Raw genomic sequence first — 18,143 nt, 5'->3', positions numbered from 1 at the left:
GCGACGGGGACTGACAATTCCCCATGACGAAGCCGTCACAATAATCCAGCGCTCAACAACATCGGTGCGGCCCGCCCGGGCCCCGCGCGGGCCTCGGTTCCCCGTGGCCTCAGTGCCCGCCGCGCTCAGTTCAGGGACGGGTCGTCCGGATACGTCGCCACCATCGCCAGCTCGTTGCGCTGCCGCCGCAGCACCGCGCGCCACAGCTGCTCGGGGTCGGGCGAGGAGACGTCGCCGGGTTCGGACTCGACGACGTACCAGGCGCCCTCGACCAGCTCGTCCTCCAGCTGGCCCGGCCCCCAGCCCGCGTAGCCGGCGAAGATCCGCAGGCTGCCGAGGACCGCCGCGAGCAGCTCCGGAGGGGCCTCCAGATCGACCAGCCCGATCGCGCCGTGCACCCTGCGCCAGCCCAGCGGCTCGTCACCCGACTGGCCCCCCGCGTGGTCCGCGGCCGGTGCGCCGGCCGTCCCCTCGCCGTCGCCGCCGGGCCGTGCGCCCCCGTCCACGGACGGGACCCCGCCCTCGCCGGACAGGCCGCCGGGCACCACGGCCACCCCGAGCGCCGAGTCCAGCGAGACCGGTCCGCCCTGGAAGACCACGCCCGGCTCACCGGCCAGCGCGGCCCAGGGCGCGAGGATGTCCGCGACGCCGACCGGCGTGGGGCGGTTGAGGACCACGCCGAGGGAGCCCTCCTCGTCGTGGTCGAGGAGCAGCACCACCGCACGGTCGAAGTTCGGATCCGCGAGCGCGGGCGTCGCGACGAGAAGCCGGCCTGTGAGCGAGGACACCTCGGTCATGGGCACATGATCCCGCACTTCCGGCCCGAGCGGGGAGTCAACGCCCAGGCCCGTGCGAAAGCAGGGCAGGGCGTACGGCGGCAGCACCGGCGCACGCGTTCCGCCCCGATGACCACCCCACGCCACCCGGCAGAGCATTCAAGACATTCAGGGGCACTTCGCCCATAAGGCGATTACGAATCAAAGGCGGACCGTAGCGGAGTGTGTTGTGACAAAGCCATTACATGCTCCGGGCCTGCACGGGTCTACGGGCACCCCCTCGGCCGCCCTTACCATTTCTGCTTGGCCCCTGCCCGTCTCCAGGAACGCGAGATCCATGACCGTCTCTACTGACGACGTACTGCTTGTCCACGGCGGCACCCCCCTGGAGGGAGAGATCCGGGTTCGCGGTGCGAAGAACCTTGTGCCCAAGGCCATGGTCGCCGCCCTGCTCGGCAGCGGCCCCAGCCGGCTGCGCAACGTCCCCGACATCCGGGACGTCCGCGTGGTGCGCGGGCTGCTGCAGCTGCACGGCGTCACGGTCCGCCCTGGTGACGAGCCCGGTGAGCTGATCCTCGACCCCTCGCACGTGGAGAGCGCCAACGTCGCCGACATCGACGCGCACGCCGGCTCCTCCCGCATCCCCATCCTCTTCTGCGGCCCGCTGCTGCACCGCCTGGGCCACGCCTTCATCCCGGGCCTGGGCGGCTGCGACATCGGCGGCCGGCCGGTGGACTTCCACTTCGACGTGCTGCGCCAGTTCGGCGCCAAGATCGAGAAGCGCGACGACGGCCAGTACCTGGAGGCCCCGCAGCGGCTGCGCGGCTGCAAGATCCGCCTGCCGTACCCGTCCGTCGGCTCCACCGAGCAGGTGCTGCTGACGGCCGTCCTGGCCGAGGGCGTCACCGAGCTGTCGAACGCCGCCGTGGAGCCGGAGATCGAGGACCTGATCTGCGTGCTGCAGAAGATGGGCGCGATCATCTCCATGGACACCGACCGGACGATCCGGATCACCGGTGTCGACAAGCTCAACGGCTACACCCACCGCGCCCTCCCGGACCGCCTGGAGGCCGCCTCCTGGGCGTCCGCCGCGCTCGCCACCGAGGGCAACATCTACGTCCGCGGCGCCCAGCAGCGGTCGATGATGACCTTCCTCAACACCTTCCGCAAGGTCGGCGGCGCCTTCGAGATCGACGACGAGGGCATCCGCTTCTGGCACCCGGGCGGCTCGCTCAACGCCATCGCCCTGGAGACGGACGTCCACCCCGGCTTCCAGACCGACTGGCAGCAGCCCCTGGTGGTCGCCCTGACCCAGGCGTCGGGCCTGTCCATCGTCCACGAGACGGTCTACGAGTCCCGGCTCGGCTTCACCTCCGCGCTCAACCAGATGGGCGCGCACATCCAGCTCTACCGCGAGTGCCTGGGCGGCTCGGCCTGCCGCTTCGGCCAGCGCAACTTCCTGCACTCCGCGGTGGTGTCCGGACCCACCCGGCTCCAGGGCGCCGACCTGGTCATCCCCGACCTGCGCGGCGGCTTCTCGTACCTGATCGCGGCCCTCGCCGCCCAGGGCACCTCCCGGGTCCACGGCATCGACCTGATCAACCGCGGCTACGAGAACTTCATGGAGAAGCTCGTCGAGCTCGGCGCCAAGGTGGAGCTGCCGAACGGTTCGCTGCGCAACTGAGCGGTCCTGCGACCAGACGTCTGAGGGGCGGCCACCCGGTTCGGTGGCCGCCCCTCACGCGTCTTCGGCGGCCCGCCGCCCGCGCCCCGTACGGCGCTGTGGCGGCCCGTCCGGGGGACGTGGGCCTTGCTGGACGTCCCGCCCCCGCCGGAGGGCTCACAGGGCCCGGGAGCCGTGCGGAATACGCGAAGGCGGCCACCCCTGGAAGGGATGGCCGCCCGTCATGCCGTGCAGAGGGTCTTACTTGCCCTTGGCGGCTTCCTTGAGCTTGGAGCCCGCGGAGACCTTCACGCTGTAGCCGGCCGGGATCTGGATCGGGTCGCCGGTCTGCGGGTTGCGCGCGGTGCGAGCGGCACGGTGGGTGCGCTCGAAGGTGAGGAAGCCGGGGATGGTGACCTTCTCGTCGCCCTTGGCGACGACCTCGCCGGTCACCTCGGCGAGGGCGGCCAGAACGGCGTCGGCGTCCTTGCGGGTCACCTCGGCGCGATCGGCCAGAGCGGCCACCAGCTCACTGCGGTTCATGTTTGTACTCCCGTGTTCTTCTTGCCAATGAGGCGTGCCACGCGGCGGAGCCGCATGTTGGGCACAGCGAAGCCGATGCTGCCAGGGTCCTCGGACAGTCCCCGGACCCGGGTCTGCTTGCCAGACCCTCGCGCCCGAATACGCATCCTGCCCCTACCTGCGGCGGTAAAGCCAATCCGGCGCCCTGGCGGGTCACACGAAAAGCGCCACTGCCTCGTGTGGTGACGGTTCGCACGGTGCCGCTCGGGCCGGATTCACAGAGCGGCGGCCATTGCCGACCGCCACCCTATGGGGGCCCTGAGGACGGCGTGTCCAGCGACGCGCCGTACTCAGACCGCCGTGGTCGTCGTCACAGCCGCATCGCTGCCCTTGGCCGCTTGCCGCACCGCACCGGCCACCGCGCCCGCGACCTTCTCGTTGAAGACGCTGGGGATGATGTAGTTCGGGTTGAGCTCGTCGTCCAGGACGACGTCCGCGAGGGCACCGGCCGCGGCCAGCATCATCTCGGTGTTCACCGTACGGGAGTGCGCGTCCAGCAGGCCCCGGAAGACGCCGGGGAACACCAGGACGTTGTTGATCTGGTTCGGGAAGTCGGAGCGGCCGGTGGCCACGACGGCGGCGGTCTGCCGGGCGATGGCCGGGTCGACCTCCGGGTCGGGGTTGGCGAGTGCGAACACGATCGCGCCCTCGGCCATCTTCGCGACGTCGTCGCCGTCCAGGACGTTGGGCGCGGAGACGCCGATGAACACGTCCGCGCCGACCACGGACTCCTTGAGGGTGCCGGTGACGCCCTCGGGGTTGGTGTTGTCGGCGATCCAGCGCAGCGCCGAATCCGGGTCGGCGTCGACCAGGTCGGTGCGGCCGGCGTGCACCACACCGTGGATGTCGGCGACGACGGCGTGCCGCACACCGGCGGCGATCAGCAGCTTGAGGATGGCGGTGCCGGCCGCGCCGGCGCCGGACATCACGACCCGGACGTCCTCGATCTTCTTGCCGACGACCCGCAGCGCGTTGGTGAGCGCGGCGAGCACCACGATGGCGGTGCCGTGCTGGTCGTCGTGGAAGACCGGGATGTCCAGGGCCTCGCGCAGCCGCGCCTCGATCTCGAAGCAGCGGGGAGCGGAGATGTCCTCCAGGTTGATGCCCGCGAAGCCGGGGGCGATGGCCTTGACGATCTCCACGATCGCGTCGGAGTCCTGGGTGTCCAGGCAGATCGGCCAGGCGTCGATACCGGCGAAGCGCTTGAAGAGGGCCGCCTTGCCCTCCATGACGGGCAGGGCGGCCTTGGGGCCGATGTTGCCGAGGCCGAGGACGGCGGAGCCGTCGGTGACGACCGCGACGCTGTTGCGTTTGATGGTCAGCCGCCGGGCGTCCTCGGGGTTGTCGGCGATGGCCTGGCAGACCCGGGCGACGCCGGGCGTGTAGACCATGGACAGGTCGTCACGGTTGCGGATGGGGTGCTTCGACGACATCTCGATCTTGCCGCCGAGGTGCATCAGGAACGTACGGTCGGAGACCTTGCCGAGGGAGACGCCCTCGATGTTGCGGAGCTGCTCGACGATCTCGTCGGCGTGGGCCGTGGAGGTCGCCGCGATGGTGACGTCGATCCGGAGCTTTTCGTGTCCGGACGCCGTGACGTCGAGGCCGGTCACCGAGCCTCCGTGGGACTCGACGGCCGTGGTGAGCTGGGAGACCGCGGTTCCGCTCGCGGGCACCTCCAGCCGGACCGTCATCGAGTAGGAGACGCTGGGCGCCGTTGCCATGGCCGACTTCCTCTGCTTTCACCTGTCGCTGGATTGCCGTCCGATCGTCGCACCTACCGCGGAGTACGCGGTAGCCGCCTCGTATTGCGAACGTTTTGTTCGCAAGGGGCGGGCACTTTCGGAAATCGACTTCCACCATACGAGAGATGATCGCCGGAGTGGAAGACCTCCCGTGCAGGCGTGAGGACCGCCACGCACAAACGGCTGCGGGCGCCCCTCCCGAAGAAGGGACGCCCGCAGCCGATGCTTGGCGACACCGACCCGCCATGCTCGCCTCGCGGCAAGTGGTCGCTCGTAGCGACGATGGTTGGGCCCGGGGGCTTGGATCGAGCCGGTGCCGCCACCAAGGCTAACAAACCATCCCCGGAAGCGAATCCCGTCCCGGGGCACCGATTTCGAAGACCGCCCGTACGGCCGTCGGCCGCCCGGCAGCAGGGCTTCTGCCAGGGCCCGCCCGAGGGGTCGGGCCTAGTCGCGCAGCAGGTCCGGCACCCCCGCCGCGTCCGGCTCGTCCCGTTCGGCGGAGAGCACCGTCAGCTGCTGGGTGGCCCGGGTGAGCGCCACGTACAGGACCCGCAGGCCGGCCGGGGACTCGTCGGCGATCTCGGCCGGCGAGACCACCAGCGTGGCGTCGTACTCCAGGCCCTTGGCCTCCAGGGAGCCCAGCGCCACCACCCGGTCGCCCAGCGGGGCCAGCCAGCGGCGGGCCTGTTCGCGGCGGTTCATCGCCACCACGACGCCGACCGTGCCGTCCACCTCGCCCAGCAGCCGCTCGGCCTCCGCCACCGTGGCGCGGGCCAGCGCCCCGTCGGCGTCGGCGCGGCCCCGCCCGCCCCCGTCCGCGGCGACCGCGAAGCGGGGGGTCAGGCCCGTGGAGCGGACCGCCTTCGGCGACTGCATACCGGGCATCGCCAGCGCCAGTACCCTGCCGGCCAGTTCGGCGATCTCCGCGGGGTTGCGGTAGTTCACGGTGAGCGTGAAGCGGCGGCGCGGGCGGGTGCCGAGCGCCTCGCCGCGCGCGAGGGCGGCCTCGTCCGGGTCGGACCACGACGACTGCGCCGGGTCGCCGACGACGGTCCAGGTGGCGTGCCGGCCCCGGCGGCCGACCATCCGCCACTGCATCGGCGTCAGGTCCTGCGCCTCGTCGACGATGACATGGGCGTAGTCGGTGCGCTCCTCCTCCAGCCGTTCGCGGCGGCCGCGGCCGCCGCCGTTGCGGTCCGCGTACGTCGTCAGCTCCTCCAGGCCGGTCAGGTGGTCCAGCGGGTCGGCCTCGCGCGGGCGGGGCGGGCGCATCGGCGCGCCCAGGACCAGCTGCAGCTCGTCCAGCAGCGCGACGTCGTGCACCGACAGCGGGCCCTGGCCCTTCTCGCCCAACCTCCGCAGGGAGCGGGCCAGTTGGCGCACCTCGCGGGGGTTGAGGAGCCGGCGGGCCCAGCGGCCCAGCAGCCGCTCGTCGGCCATCGCCGCCAGTACTCCGCGCGGGGTCAGCTCGGGCCACCAGGCGTCCAGGAACTCCTGGAAGTCCGGCTCGGTGGTGATGTCCTCGTCGAAGCCCGCACGGGCCTCGGCGGCCAGTTCGGGGTCCGTGTAGCGGCGTCCTGCGCCCGACTTGGCCCACAGGGCGTCCAGGATCAGCCGGCGGGCGCGCGGGCGCAGCAGATTGACCGGGGCGGTGCCGCCGAGGGCCGACTGCCGGATGCTGCGCAGCTCGTCGGCCTCCAGCTCGATACGGGTGCCGAAGGCGACGACCCGCAGCCGGGTGGTGTCCCGTGCCGGCTCCGCGGTCGCCGGCGGCGGCAGCTCCAGCGCCCCGCGGGCCGCCTTGCGCAGCAGCTTCTGCATCCGCGAGGAGCCCTTGACGCGGGCGACGGCCGGCGGGTCGTACGCGGTCGCCTCGGCGCCGTCCACGAGCGAGCCGAGCGCGCGGATGGCGACCTGGCCCTCCTCGCCGAGGGACGGCAGCACGCCTTCGGTGTAGGCGACGAGCAGCGGGGTCGGGGAGACGATCAGGATGCCGCCCGCGTAGCGGCGGCGGTCCTGGTAGAGGAGGTAGGCGGCGCGGTGCAGGGCGACGGCGGTCTTGCCGGTGCCGGGCCCGCCCTCGACCTCGGTGACGGAGGCGGCGGGGGCGCGGATGACCATGTCCTGCTCGGCCTGGATGGAGGCGACGATGTCCCGCATGGTGTGGCTGCGGGCCCGGCCGAGCGCCGCCATCAGCGCGCCGTCGCCGATCGCGGGCAGCTCCTCGCCGTCCAGCGTCGCTGTGACCTCGGGGCGCATCAGGTCGTCCTCGACGCCGAGGACCCGGCGGCCCTTGGAGCGGATCACCCGTCGCCGGACGACCCGGCCGGGGGCGACCGGGGTGGCGCGGTAGAAGGGCGCGGCGGCCGGCGCCCGCCAGTCGATGACCAGCGGGGAGTAGTCCGCGTCGAGCACTCCGAGGCGGCCGATGTGCAGCGTCTCGGCGATCGCGGCGCGGTTGTCCTCGATGGCGCCGTCGGCGGGCTCGACGGAGGTGTAGGCGCCGTCCGGGCCCTTCTTGCCGTCCTTGCCGAGGAGCAGGTCGATCCGGCCGAAGAGGAAGTCCTCGTACTCGGAGTTGAGGCGGTGGAGATGGACGCCTGCCTGGAAGACCTGGGCGTCGCGCTCGGCGAACGCGCCGGGCGTGCCGACCTGGCCGCGCTTGGCGGCGTCGTCCATCAGGAACTCTGCCTCGTGGATCTTCTCCTCAAGGCGCCGGTAGACGCGGTCCAGGTGCGTCTGCTCGGCTTCGATCTCGCGGTCGCGAACGGAATCCGATGCGTGATCCGGTGCGTGCGTGGCGTTGTGCGCGGCCACCCAGGCCCCCTTCTGCTGTGCGTAGGGCAGCCGTCAACCGTACGCGAACCGGGGACCGTGCGCACCTGCCTAAAGGAACAAATTCGGGCAGTTTCGGTCGGATGTTGATTCAGACCTTCACTTCGGGCGTCTCAGGCCTTCACGGTGGCCAGCCGCTTGCCCTCCAGCGTGTTGATCTCGAAGTGGTCGATGTCGCCGCGGTTGAGGGCCGCGCCGCCCGCCGCGTAGAGGGGCTCGCGGTTCCACTTCGCGGTGCTGCCCGGGATGCCGTAGCCGCCCTCGGGGACCGCCCAGGTGGTGACGGTCTGCCGCCGGCCGTCCTTGCCGACCGCGACCAGGTCGCAGCTGAGCGGCCCCTTGACGTTGGCGAGTTCGAGGACGATCTGGGTGCCCCAGGTGCGGGGCGCCATGGACACGCCCGCCGAGACCTTGGTGACCGGGTCGACGGAGCGGACCTGCTCGCCCTCGGCGTACTGGGCCCGGACGGCACTGGCCAGCGGCGGCGCCGGCTTCTCGGGGTCGCCGCCCTTGAGGGAGAGCGCGGCGAGCGGTCCGCCGACGATCAGCACGACGGACGCGGCGACCAGGAACAGCCGGCGCCGGACACGGCCGCGGCGGGTCGCCGTGACCTCGTCGAGCAGCCCGTCCAGGAGCCCCGGGCCGGGCACCGCGGTGATCGTCTCCGGTGTGGGCGCGGACTCCTTGAACTCGGCCAGCACCGGCGGCAGGCCCATCAGCTCCTCCAGTTCGGCGGCGCACCGGTCACAGCCGGCCAGATGCACCTCGAACCGTTCCGCGTCGGCGGCGTCCAGGACGCCCAGCGCGTAGGCGCCGACGTCGGTGTGCCGGTCCGGCTGCGTGGGCGGGATCACTCCGTCACTCCTCGTTCCTCGAGCGAGAGCCTCAGGGAGCGCAGCGCGTAGAAGACCCGGGACCGCACGGTCCCGGCCGGTACGCGCAGCACCTGTGCTGCCTCGTTGACCGTACGCTCCTTGAAGTACGTCTCGACGAGGGCCTCTCGGTGGGCCTGGCTCAGATCGCTCAGCGCCTCGGAGATCGTCATCAGGCGCAGCGCCCGGTCGATCACATCGGCGGCGGGCATCGTCTCCAGCGGTGTCGCGTCGACCTCTTGGGGCCGGGCCTTGCGGCTGCGGTGCCCGTCGATCACGATCCGCCGGGCGACGGTCACGAGCCAGGGCCGGATCGAGCCGGTGGCACGCTGCAGCTGGTCGGCGTTGCGCCAGGCGCGCACCAGCGTCTCCTGCACCACGTCCTCCGCGCGGTGCCGGTCGCCCGCCACCAGTCGCAGGACGAAGGCGAGGAGCGGGCCCGCGTGCTCGTCATAGAGAGCTCGCATGAGCTCCTCGTCAGGTGTCGTCCTGTCTGCCACGACGGCATCCTTGCGCACTCCAACTCCCGGGTCGATAGCGCGAATCCCTCAAGGTCGCCGGGGACCTGGCCATGAATCGGACTTGCGGTGAGGAGTACGGACGGGACGGGCGGGGCGTTCAGCGGCCGGGCGGAAAATTTTCCGCGGCGGGGGCGGTGGGGGCGGGAGCGGCGGCGACGGGGGGAGCCGGCGCGGCGGTGGCGGGCGGGGCGGCGGGGGTGGGCGGCGCGGCGGTGGGTGCGGCGGCGGCCTGGGCCGGGGCGGCGGCCTCGGGCCCGTCGCGGCGCACCATCGTGCGCCGCCGGTGCCGCGCCACCCGCTCCCGGTTGCCGCACACCTCGCTGGAGCACCAGCGGCGGCGCCGGCCGCGGGAGGTGTCCAGGTAGACCAGTGAGCAGCTCTCGCCCGCGCACTGGCGCAGCTGCCCCCGCGCCACCGCGTCGGTCAGCAGCCCGATCGCGTCGCGGGCCACCGCGGCCAGCAGTCCGGCGCAGTCGGGCGGGCCGGAGAGCCCGCGGACCAGCGCGCCGTCGGCGGTGCGCACCGCGCGCGGGGCGGGCGGCCGCCCGGACGCGGCCGCGGAGTTGAGCCGCGCCAGGTCGCCGTCCGCCGCCCGGCCCCTCAGCTCGTCGTGCACCACCCGGCGCAGCAGCTCGCGCAGCGCCCGGAAGCGGGCGACCCAGCGGCCGTCGACGCCGTCCAGCGCGGTGCCGGGCGGCACCAGCCCCGAGCCGACCAGCCAGGCCGCCAACTGCTCGGGGCCGGTGAGGCGTTCGGCCGGCGCCTCGCCGGCGGTGGCCACCAGGTCCAGGCAGATCCGCCCGCAGTCGAACCGCAGATCGCAAGGCGCCGCCATGTGCCTGTCACTCCTTAGGGCCTGTCCAGTGGCCGACGCCCAGGGTCGGACAGACCCTGGGAACCCGACGTGTGTGCTCCCAGAGTGCCCGGCGCACTCCCCGGCCGGAACCCTCCGGGAGCGGGCGCCGCACACCCGCCCACCGCGGCACCGCACCGGCGGACCGTAGGGAGACACGGGAGTAGACACAGGAAGTAGACATAGGGAGTAGACCCTGAGCGTATACACCTGATGTATAGTCCGCGGCACGGCGGTCCGCGGGCCACCCGCCGCATCGGCCCGCCACCGCCGCATCGCCCTTTAGCCCCTCCAGGACGAAGGTCTCCATGTCGCGCAAGTCCCTGCTCACGAACCGCGCCGGCCTGACCCACAAGATCGGCTACGCGGTCCGCCACCCGGCCCGCATCACCCCGTACGTCAAGCGCACCGCCCGCGACACCTGGCTGCGCCTCAAGCACCCCGACCACGTGGCGTACTACCGGGCGGTGATGGCCTCCGACACCGGGCGCAACCCGGAGGCCGCGGTGGGCAGCCGCAGCCATGAACGGTGGCTGGCGCTGGGCGAGATGCAGTTCGACTACCTGGCCGAGCACGGGCTCAAGCCGGACCACCGGATGCTGGACATCGGCTGCGGCAATCTGCGGGCCGGCTGGCGCTTCATCGCCTATCTGGACACCGGCAACTACTACGGCATCGACATCTCGCCGGACATCCTGATCTCCGCCAAGCGGACCCTGACGGCCTACGAACTCCAGGACAAGCTGCCGCACCTGACGATCACCCAGGACCTGAAGCTGGACTTCCTGCCGGCCGCGCACTTCGACGTCGTCCACGCGCACAGCGTCTTCTCGCACTCGCCGATCGAGGTGATCGACGAATGCCTCGCCCACGTCGGCCGGATCCTGGCCCCGGGCGGCTTCTTCGACTTCACCTTCGACCGCACCGAGACCACCGAGCACCACGTACTGCGCGAGGACTTCTACTACCGCACCGAGACCCTGCTGCGACTGGCCCGCACACACGGGCTGGAGGCGCGCTTCATGGACGACTGGGAGACCCGGCCACACGGCCAGTCCAAGATCCGGGTGAGCAATCCGGGGCAGGGGGGCTGAGCCCCAAGGCCTACGCCCCGCCGTACTTGTCCGTGTCCGCGTGTGGGTCGAGCGACAGCCGGTAGCCGCGCTTGACGACCGTCTGGATGAGCTTGGGTGCGCCCAGCGCCACCCGCAGCCGGGCCATCGCGGTCTCCACGGCATGCTCGTCGCGGCCCGCGCCCGGCAGCACGCGCAGCAGCTCGGCGCGCGGTACGACCCAGCCGGGGCGGCGGGCCAGGGCGCGCAGCAGGGCCATCCCGGCCGGCGGCACCGGCCGCAGGTCGCCGTCCACGACGACGGCCCGCCCGCGGATCTCCAGCCGGCGCCCGGCCACCGGCAGCGGCCGTACCCGGCCGGGCAGTTCCCGGCACAGCAGCTGCACCAGCGGCCCGAGCCGGAACCGCTCGGGCTGGAGCGTGGGGACGTCGGCCGCCTGCAGCGGCAGCGCGGTCACCGGCCCCACGCACACCGGCAGCACCTCCTGCCGCAGCGCCGTCAGCACGTCCTCCTCGATGCCGCGCTCGGCGGCGCGGCGCAGCAGCGAGGCGGCGGCCGGTGCGCTGGTGAAGGTCACCGCGTCCAGGGCGCCGGAGACCACCGCGTCCAGCAGCCGGTCGACCGGACCGATGTCCTCCGGCGGCATCCAGCGGTACACGGGCACGCCGACGACCTCCGCGCCGCCCTCCCGCAGCGCCTCGACGAACCCCGGCAGCGGCTCCCCGTGCAGCTGCAGGGCCACCCGGCGCCCGGCCACGCCCTCCGCCAGCAGCCGGTCCAGCACCTCGGCCATCGACTCGGAGGCCGGTGACCACTTCTCGGTCAGCCCGGCGGCCCGGATCGCACCGCGCACCTTGGGTCCGCGCGCCAGCAGCTCCACCCCGGCCAGCCGCCCCAGCAGTTCCTCGCCCAGGCCCCAGCCCTCCGCGGCCTCGATCCAGCCGCGGAAGCCGATGGCGGTGGTCGCCACGACGATGTCCGGCGCGTTGCCGATCAGGTCCCGGGTCGTGGCGAGCAGCTCGGTGTCGTCCGGCAGCGGGACGATGCGCAGCGCCGGTGCGTGCAGCACCTGCGCCCCGCGCCGCTCCAGCAGCACGCCCAGCTCCTCGGCGCGCCGGGCCGCGGTCACCCCGACCGTGAACCCGTCCAGTGGCCGTACGGCCGTGCCCGTCTGCGGCTCGGTCCGCTCCCGTTCCGTGTGTGTGCGCTGCTGATCGTGCATGGCCCGCTCCGCCCAGAGTGGTTGTGCTTCGTGCCGCGCCCCGGCCGCCGCGGCTCGGGCGGCACGGAGTGCCAAGGCGCCAAGGCTGCCAACGGCACGTGACAGGCCCGGTCCTCCAGTATTTCCCCGCGGTTACGGCGCGGCGCGCGGCGCCCCCCTCGGACGCCGCGCGCCGGGGCCCGGCCCGGCGGGCTGGATACGGCCGCCGGGCCGGCCCGGCCGCCTCACACCTCCGCGTAGACCGGGCGACGCTCGCCCTCCGCGACCGCCGCGGCGGCCCCCTCCGGCGCCGTACGCCGCGCGCGGGCCACCGGGCGCAGATACACCGCCCAGGTCACCGCGCCGCACACCACGTAGCAGAACAGAAACGAGACGAACGCCGGCGTGCCCGAGCCGGTGGCCGCGAACGACTGCCGGAAGGCGAGGTTGATGCCCAGTCCGCCCAGCGCGCCCACCGCGCCGATCAGCCCCATCGCCGCGCCCGACAGCCGCCGCCCGTAGGCCTCGGCCGCCTCGCCCGCCAGCCCGCGCCGCAGCGCCTGGCCCTGGAAGATCCCCGGGATCATCTTGTACGTGGAGCCGTTGCCGAGGCCCGTCAGCACGAACAGCGCGATGAACCCGACGAGGAACACCGGCAGCGACCGCACCGCCGAGGCGTAGATCACCACGCCGGTGGCCAGTCCCATCGCCGCGAAGTTGCCCAGCGTGATCCGGGCGCCGCCCAACCGGTCCGCCAGCCGCCCGCCGACCGGCCGGATCAGCGACCCCAGCAGCGGCCCGATGAACGTCAGCGACGCCGCCTGCAGGGGGGTGCGCGCGAACTGGTTCTGCAGCACCAGGCCGAAGGCGAAGCTGTAGCCGATGAACGACCCGAACGTGCCGATGTACAGCAGCGACATCACCCAGGTGTGCGGCTGCCTGGCGGCGTCCCGGGCCGCTCCGGTGTCGTTCGTCACCGGCGCGAGGTTGTCCATGTACCGCGCCGCGAGCACCGCCGCGAGCACGATCAGCGGCACATAGACGGCGAGCACGATCCGCGGCCGGCCGGCCCCGGCCGTTCCGATCACCAGCAGCCCCAGCAGCTGGATCACCGGCACACCGATGTTGCCGCCGCCGGCGTTCAGGCCCAGTGCCCACCCCTTCTTGCGCAGCGGGAAGAAGGAGTTGATGTTCGTCATGGACGAGGCGAAGTTCCCGCCGCCGACCCCCGCCAGCATCGCGACCAGCATGAACGTGGTGTACGAGGTGCCCGGGTGCATGACCGCCGCGGTCGCCGCGGTGGGCACCAGCAGCAGCGCCGCGCTGATCACCGTCCAGTTGCGGCCGCCGAACAGCGCCACCGCGAAGGTGTAGGGCACCCGCAGCACCGCGCCCACCAGCGTCGGCATCGCCACCAGGAAGAACTTCCCGGCCGGATCGATGCCGTACTCCGGCCCCATGAACAGGACCATCACCGACCACACGCTCCAGATGGAGAACCCGATGTGCTCGGAGAGCACGGAGAACACCAGGTTCCGCCGGGCGACCCGCTCCCCGGTCTCCCGCCAGAAGCCCTCGTCCTCCGGTTCCCAGCGCTCGATCCACCGCCCGCCCCGCCGGGTGCGATCGGTACGGCTCTCGTCAGGACTGTCGCTACGGGTGCCCGCGGCCTCGGCCGTCATCACGCCTCCCAGGGAGTCGGGTCGTCTGCCCCCGAAGGTAGGGACGGCGGATTTCGGTGCCGTGGCGGTAGGTGACCTCCGCGAAACCTTGCGCTCACGCGGCGCGCGGCCGGTCCGTGAGCGATCGGCGGATGCTCCGGCGTGTGCGCCGGGACGGGGCCGCGCCGCTGTGCCTCACACGCCCCCGGCATCACCCGTTCGAGGCAATGTCAGATTGACGTGGACACTGTCAGCATTTCCTGGCGAATGCGCTGCGTAATTGTCTCGGCACGGATCGTGGCCGAAAAGTATGTGGCGCCCCGATGAGAAGGGAGTGCGCGATGCAGGAAGCACAGGACGTCCAGGGCACGGCCGACGCCGAGTACGAGGCGCCCGAACTGGTCGAGGTGGGGGACTTCAGCGAGCTGACGCTCGGGTTCGCGGGGCTCCAGTTCGACGGCCTGGGCGGGTTCTTCTTCTGACGGTCCGCTGACGGGACCGGCCCCGCCGGGGTGCACCGCTCCGGCAGGGCCGCCCCTCGGCCCACCGGCAGATTCCGGCCGATTCCGGCCGCCCCGGCGCCCGGCCCCGCCGTCCCGCCCGTCCTCTCTCCGCCACCGCCACTGCCACCGCCACCGCCACCGCCACCGACTGGAGCGCTCCCCCACCGTGGATTTCCTCGTCCTGCCCGACCACCCCGCCACCGACGCGCTCAGCCGCTGCCTGCCCGAGAGCCCGTCCCGCCGCACCCTCCGCCACCCCTCGGGCCGCGTCTGGATCACCGGCCACTGGTCCGCCGACGAGGTGGTGACGGCCGAGGCCGGACCGCGCCGTGCGGTGCTCCTCGGCACCGCCTCCGCGACCCCGGACTCGCTGACCCGGCTGCTGTCAGGACCCGGCCACCTCGACGGCATCGGGCAGCGCGCCCGCCGCATCCCGGGCAGCTACACCCTGCTGGCCGCCGCCGACGGCGATCTGCGCTGCCAAGGCGACCTCGCCACCGTCCACCAGATCCACCACACCCGCATCGCCGGCGTCACCGTCGCCGGCAACCGGCCCCAGGACCTGGCCGCGCTCACCCGCGCCGCCGACCTGGCCGCCCTGCCGCCCGCCGCCCCCGGCGCCGGCTTCATCGACGAGGAATCGCTGGCGCTGCGCCTGCTGTTCCCCTTCGCGCCGCTCCCCCTCGCCCTGCGCCCGTTATGGCGCGCGGTCGCGGCCGTGCCCCCGGGCCACCACCTCACCCTGTACGCCAACGGGCGCCACAGCGTGGCCCGCTGGTGGCGGGCGCCGGAGCCGGACGCCTCTTTGGAGCACGCGGCCCAGGCCGTACGCCAGGCCCTGACCGACGCGGTCGCGGCCCGCGCCCACCGCGCCCGGCGCAACGCCATCTGCGGCACGTCCGAGGCGCGCGGCACGCTCAGCGCCGACCTCTCCGGCGGCACCGACTCCACCGGCCTGTGCTTCCTCGCCGCCCGCGAGGACATCCGGCTGATCACCACGTCCTGGGCGTGCCGCGACCCCGCCAACGACGACACGACATGGAGCGCCCGCAGCGCGGCCCAGCTGAGCGCCGCGGAACGACGGCGCAGGCAGACCACCGGCCGGCCCGCGGACCGCCGGTCCTGCCCCTGCGCCGGCGAACACCTCTCCCTGCCGCACACCGAAGCCCCCACCTGGTACACCCCGCCCACCGACCCCGTCCACGCCACCCCCGCCGACCCGGCCGCCCCGCTCGCCGTCATCCGCGAGGCGGCCCGGATCGCCCACCAGGCGCGCCTGGTCGCCGCGCGCGGCTCCCGGCTGCATCTGGTCGGCGTCGGCGGCGACGAACTGTTCAGCCACCGCCCGGTGGCCCTCAACTCCCTGGCCCGCAGCGATCTGCGCACCGCCGCCCGGCGCGCCTGGACCGCCCACCACCTGTGCCACTGGAAGGCCCGCGACACCCTGCGCACGCTCTTCGGCGGCCGCCCCTACCCGCGGTGGCTGGCCGGGAGCGCGCCCCGGGTGACGGCCGGCGGCGACGTACGGACCACCGGCGCCGACTGGGAGGTCGTGCCGGGCATGCCGCCCTGGGCACACCCCGACGCCGTCGCCACCGTCCGGCGGCTGCTGCGGGAGGCCGCGGCCGAGGCCCCCGAGCCGTTCGCACCGCTGCGCTCCCAGCACGAGACCGTCCGCGCCGCCCTCCGCGCCGGGGAGATCATCCGCGGCATCGGCGGCCTGACCGACGCATACGGCATCCGCTACGAAGCGCCGTTCCTGGACACGGCCGTCATCGAGGCGGCACTCACCCTGCAGCTCGCCGAGCGCACCCGGGCCGGCGTCCACAAACCCCTGCTGACCCGCGCGCTGCGCGGCATCGTCCCCGGCGCCCTGCTCGGCCGCGGCACCAAGGGCGAGCACAGCGCCGAGGTCTACGCCGGTCTGCGCACCCACCGCCGTCCGCTGTCCGCCCTGTGCGACGACTCCCTGCTGGCCGGGCGCGGCCTGATCCGGCCCGCCGTCCTGCGCCACCACCTGACCTCGCTCCAGCCGCACACCCACGCACTGCGCGCCCTGGACCCCACCCTCGCCACCGAGTACTGGCTGCGCGCCGTCACCCCCGGCCACACCCCCGCACCTGCCGTCCCCCTCACCGCGAAAGGATCCGGATGACCTTCGCCCTCGCCCCGTACGTCTCCAGCACCCCCACGGCCGGCGGCACGGTGCTGCTCGACACCCGCACCGGCCGCTACTGGCAGATGAACCACACCGGCACCCTGGTCCTCGACCACCTCCTGACCGGCGGCACCTGCCGCACCGCCGCCGACCAGCTGCGCGCCCGCCACCCCGACGCCGCCGACCGCGCCGAGGCCGACGCCGAGGCGCTGCTGAAGTCCCTGGTCACGGCCCGGCTGGTGACCACATGAGCATCCCCGTGCGGCTCGGCGCCCGCGCCCGGCTCACCCTCCGCGAACGCTGCGCCGCGCACTGCGCGGTGGCCGCCGCCCGCGCCCTGTCCCGTCTGCCGCCGCACCGGCTGTGCCGCCTCCTGGAGCACATCCGGCGCGGCGCCCGGCCCGCCACCGCGGCCGAGGCGCTACGGGCCCGCCGGGCCGTGGTCACGGTCAGCCTGCACTGCGCCGGCAACGGCTGCCTGCCCCGCTCCCTGGCCACCGTCCTGCTGTGCCGCGCCCGCGGCCACTGGCCCCAGTGGTGCACCGGCGTGCGCACCGAGCCCTTCCGCGCCCACGCCTGGGTCGCCGTCGACGGCCGGCCGGTCGGCGAACCCGCCGACACCGCCCTCTACCACCTCGTCCTCAGCGTCCCGGCGCGGCCCCGGCACCCCCTGCCCCCGGGCTGACGGCTCCGGCCGCCCCCATCACCCGGGCGTCCTCCGGCGGCAGCCAGCCGCCCTCAGGGACGGTCAACCACCCGCCCTGCCGGGCGAGTTCCCGGGCCGCCGCCCGCAGCGCGCCCAGCCCGGGGTGCCGCAGCCCCCGCCGCCACACCATCGACACCGGCGACAGCGGCACGGGCCCGACGAGCGGCCGCAGCACCATCCCCGGCACGTCGATGAACTCCACACTCGCCAGCACCGACCACCCCCGCTTGCGCACCACCCGTACGAACTCCTGCGACCCCTCGATCTCCGGGAACGGCTCGGCCATCGCGATACCCCGGCCCGCGAAGAGCCGCGCCGCCAGCTCCGTCCACTCCGCCGTCTGCGGATTCCCGGCGGCCGCGTAGAGCGTCTCGCCGGCCAGCTCGGCGAGGGGGACCGCGGGCCGCGCGGCCAGCGGATGCTCCGCGCGCAGCAGCACCGCCATCGGCTCCAGCCGCACCGGCTGATGGTCGAGACCGGCCCGGACGGCCGGCGGCAGGCCCGCGTACCGCCCGAAGGAGACATCGAGCCGCCCGGCCGCCAGTTCGGCCGCCGCGCCCGTCAGCCCGCTGTGGAAGCGGGCGACCAGCTCACAGCTGTCCGGGACCCGGCATCTGGCCTCCTCCAGTACGCGGTGCGCGGTGCCGACCGGAACCCCGACATCGACCAGCAGCGGCCGCTCGGGCGCCGGCCGGAACGCCGCGGCCAGCTCCTCGTGCGCCGCCAGCACCCGCCGCGCGTACGGCAGCAGCCGCTCGCCGTCGGCCGTCAGCGCCACCTGGCGAGTGGTCCGCACGAACAGGGCCGCGTCCAACTCCCGCTCCAGCCGCCGGATATCGCGGCTCAGCGCCTGCTGGGCGAGGTAGAGCCGCGCCGCGGCGCGGGTGAAGTGCAGCTCCTCGGCGACGGCGACGAACGCCCGGAGCAGACGCGGATCGATGGCGAACGGCATCCGGCCATCCTGGCAGTGCCCCGCCCGCCGCGCTCCGGC

General features: G+C 73.6%; 16 protein-coding genes. 6 read left to right on the top strand and 10 right to left on the bottom strand.

Annotated features, from left to right (window positions below):
- Positions 1-125 precede the first annotated feature (125 nt).
- Complete coding sequence (locus ACWD6P_RS20530; RefSeq protein WP_451445550.1) at positions 126-797, bottom strand: YqgE/AlgH family protein; 672 nt, start codon at positions 795-797, stop codon at positions 126-128.
- Between the two features lie 316 nt (positions 798-1,113).
- On the opposite strand from ACWD6P_RS20530, the gene murA reads away from it, so the two are divergent.
- A complete protein-coding gene (murA, locus tag ACWD6P_RS20525; protein ID WP_451445549.1) occupies positions 1,114-2,460 on the top strand; it encodes a UDP-N-acetylglucosamine 1-carboxyvinyltransferase in 1,347 nt (448 codons plus the stop codon).
- A 240-nt stretch (positions 2,461-2,700) separates the two neighbouring features.
- On the opposite strand, the gene ACWD6P_RS20520 is transcribed toward murA, so the two are convergent.
- The 6 genes from ACWD6P_RS20520 to ACWD6P_RS20495 form a co-directional block, all read right to left on the bottom strand.
- Entirely contained in the window at positions 2,701-2,982 is a 282-nt protein-coding gene (locus ACWD6P_RS20520; protein ID WP_006605312.1) for an HU family DNA-binding protein, read from the bottom strand.
- Between the two features lie 329 nt (positions 2,983-3,311).
- Positions 3,312-4,745, bottom strand: a complete 1,434-nt coding sequence (locus ACWD6P_RS20515) for a malic enzyme-like NAD(P)-binding protein (RefSeq protein WP_451445548.1) — start codon at positions 4,743-4,745, stop codon at positions 3,312-3,314.
- Positions 4,746-5,213: 468 nt separating this feature from the next.
- Positions 5,214-7,586 (bottom strand): HelD family protein, encoded by a 2,373-nt coding sequence (locus ACWD6P_RS20510; protein ID WP_451445547.1) that lies wholly within the window; start codon positions 7,584-7,586, stop codon positions 5,214-5,216.
- Between the two features lie 131 nt (positions 7,587-7,717).
- On the bottom strand, positions 7,718-8,458 hold the full coding sequence (locus ACWD6P_RS20505) for an anti-sigma factor family protein (RefSeq protein WP_451445546.1): 741 nt from the start codon (positions 8,456-8,458) through the stop codon (positions 7,718-7,720).
- Positions 8,455-8,994, bottom strand: a complete 540-nt coding sequence (locus ACWD6P_RS20500) for a sigma-70 family RNA polymerase sigma factor (RefSeq protein WP_451445545.1) — start codon at positions 8,992-8,994, stop codon at positions 8,455-8,457. Before ACWD6P_RS20500 ends, ACWD6P_RS20505 begins: the two co-directional genes overlap by 4 nt.
- 100 nt (positions 8,995-9,094) lie before the next feature.
- The gene (locus tag ACWD6P_RS20495) at positions 9,095-9,832 is read right to left on the bottom strand and encodes a CGNR zinc finger domain-containing protein (RefSeq protein ID WP_451445544.1); all 738 of its coding nucleotides are present in this window, start codon (positions 9,830-9,832) and stop codon (positions 9,095-9,097) included.
- Positions 9,833-10,158: 326 nt separating this feature from the next.
- Between ACWD6P_RS20495 and ACWD6P_RS20490 the strand changes: the two genes are divergently transcribed.
- Complete coding sequence (locus ACWD6P_RS20490) at positions 10,159-10,944, top strand: class I SAM-dependent methyltransferase (RefSeq protein WP_451445543.1); 786 nt, start codon at positions 10,159-10,161, stop codon at positions 10,942-10,944.
- 10 nt (positions 10,945-10,954) lie between these two features.
- On the opposite strand, the gene ACWD6P_RS20485 is transcribed toward ACWD6P_RS20490, so the two are convergent.
- Both ACWD6P_RS20485 and ACWD6P_RS20480 read right to left on the bottom strand, forming a co-directional pair.
- Positions 10,955-12,145, bottom strand: coding sequence for a uroporphyrinogen-III synthase (locus tag ACWD6P_RS20485; protein WP_451445542.1), 1,191 nt, complete (start codon positions 12,143-12,145; stop codon positions 10,955-10,957).
- Positions 12,146-12,369: 224 nt separating this feature from the next.
- Entirely contained in the window at positions 12,370-13,806 is a 1,437-nt protein-coding gene (locus ACWD6P_RS20480) for a nitrate/nitrite transporter (protein ID WP_451445541.1), read from the bottom strand.
- A gap of 320 nt (positions 13,807-14,126) precedes the next feature.
- Here ACWD6P_RS20480 and ACWD6P_RS20475 point away from each other — a divergent pair, with 320 nt between their 5' ends.
- The 4 genes from ACWD6P_RS20475 (at position 14,127) to ACWD6P_RS20460 (ending at position 17,131) form a co-directional block, all read left to right on the top strand.
- The gene (locus ACWD6P_RS20475) at positions 14,127-14,267 is read left to right on the top strand and encodes a lasso RiPP family leader peptide-containing protein (protein ID WP_451445540.1); all 141 of its coding nucleotides are present in this window, start codon (positions 14,127-14,129) and stop codon (positions 14,265-14,267) included.
- 187 nt (positions 14,268-14,454) lie between these two features.
- Complete coding sequence (locus tag ACWD6P_RS20470; protein WP_451445539.1) at positions 14,455-16,443, top strand: asparagine synthase-related protein; 1,989 nt, start codon at positions 14,455-14,457, stop codon at positions 16,441-16,443.
- Positions 16,440-16,697 (top strand): lasso peptide biosynthesis PqqD family chaperone, encoded by a 258-nt coding sequence (locus tag ACWD6P_RS20465; protein WP_451445538.1) that lies wholly within the window; start codon positions 16,440-16,442, stop codon positions 16,695-16,697. Before ACWD6P_RS20470 ends, ACWD6P_RS20465 begins: the two co-directional genes overlap by 4 nt.
- Positions 16,694-17,131 carry a lasso peptide biosynthesis B2 protein gene (locus ACWD6P_RS20460; protein WP_451445537.1) on the top strand — a complete coding sequence of 146 codons (438 nt, stop codon included), beginning with the start codon at positions 16,694-16,696 and terminating at the stop codon, positions 17,129-17,131. The genes ACWD6P_RS20465 and ACWD6P_RS20460 overlap by 4 nt, the downstream gene beginning before the upstream one ends.
- Here the strand turns inward: ACWD6P_RS20460 and ACWD6P_RS20455 are convergent.
- Complete coding sequence (locus ACWD6P_RS20455; protein WP_451445536.1) at positions 17,088-18,104, bottom strand: LysR family transcriptional regulator; 1,017 nt, start codon at positions 18,102-18,104, stop codon at positions 17,088-17,090. The genes ACWD6P_RS20460 and ACWD6P_RS20455 overlap by 44 nt on opposite strands.
- Positions 18,105-18,143 lie beyond the last annotated feature (39 nt).

This window comes from Streptomyces sp. NPDC002446 (assembly GCF_053595675.1).
The sequence above is the reverse complement of the archived record's forward strand: the minus strand, read 5'-3'. Positions and strand labels throughout refer to the sequence as shown.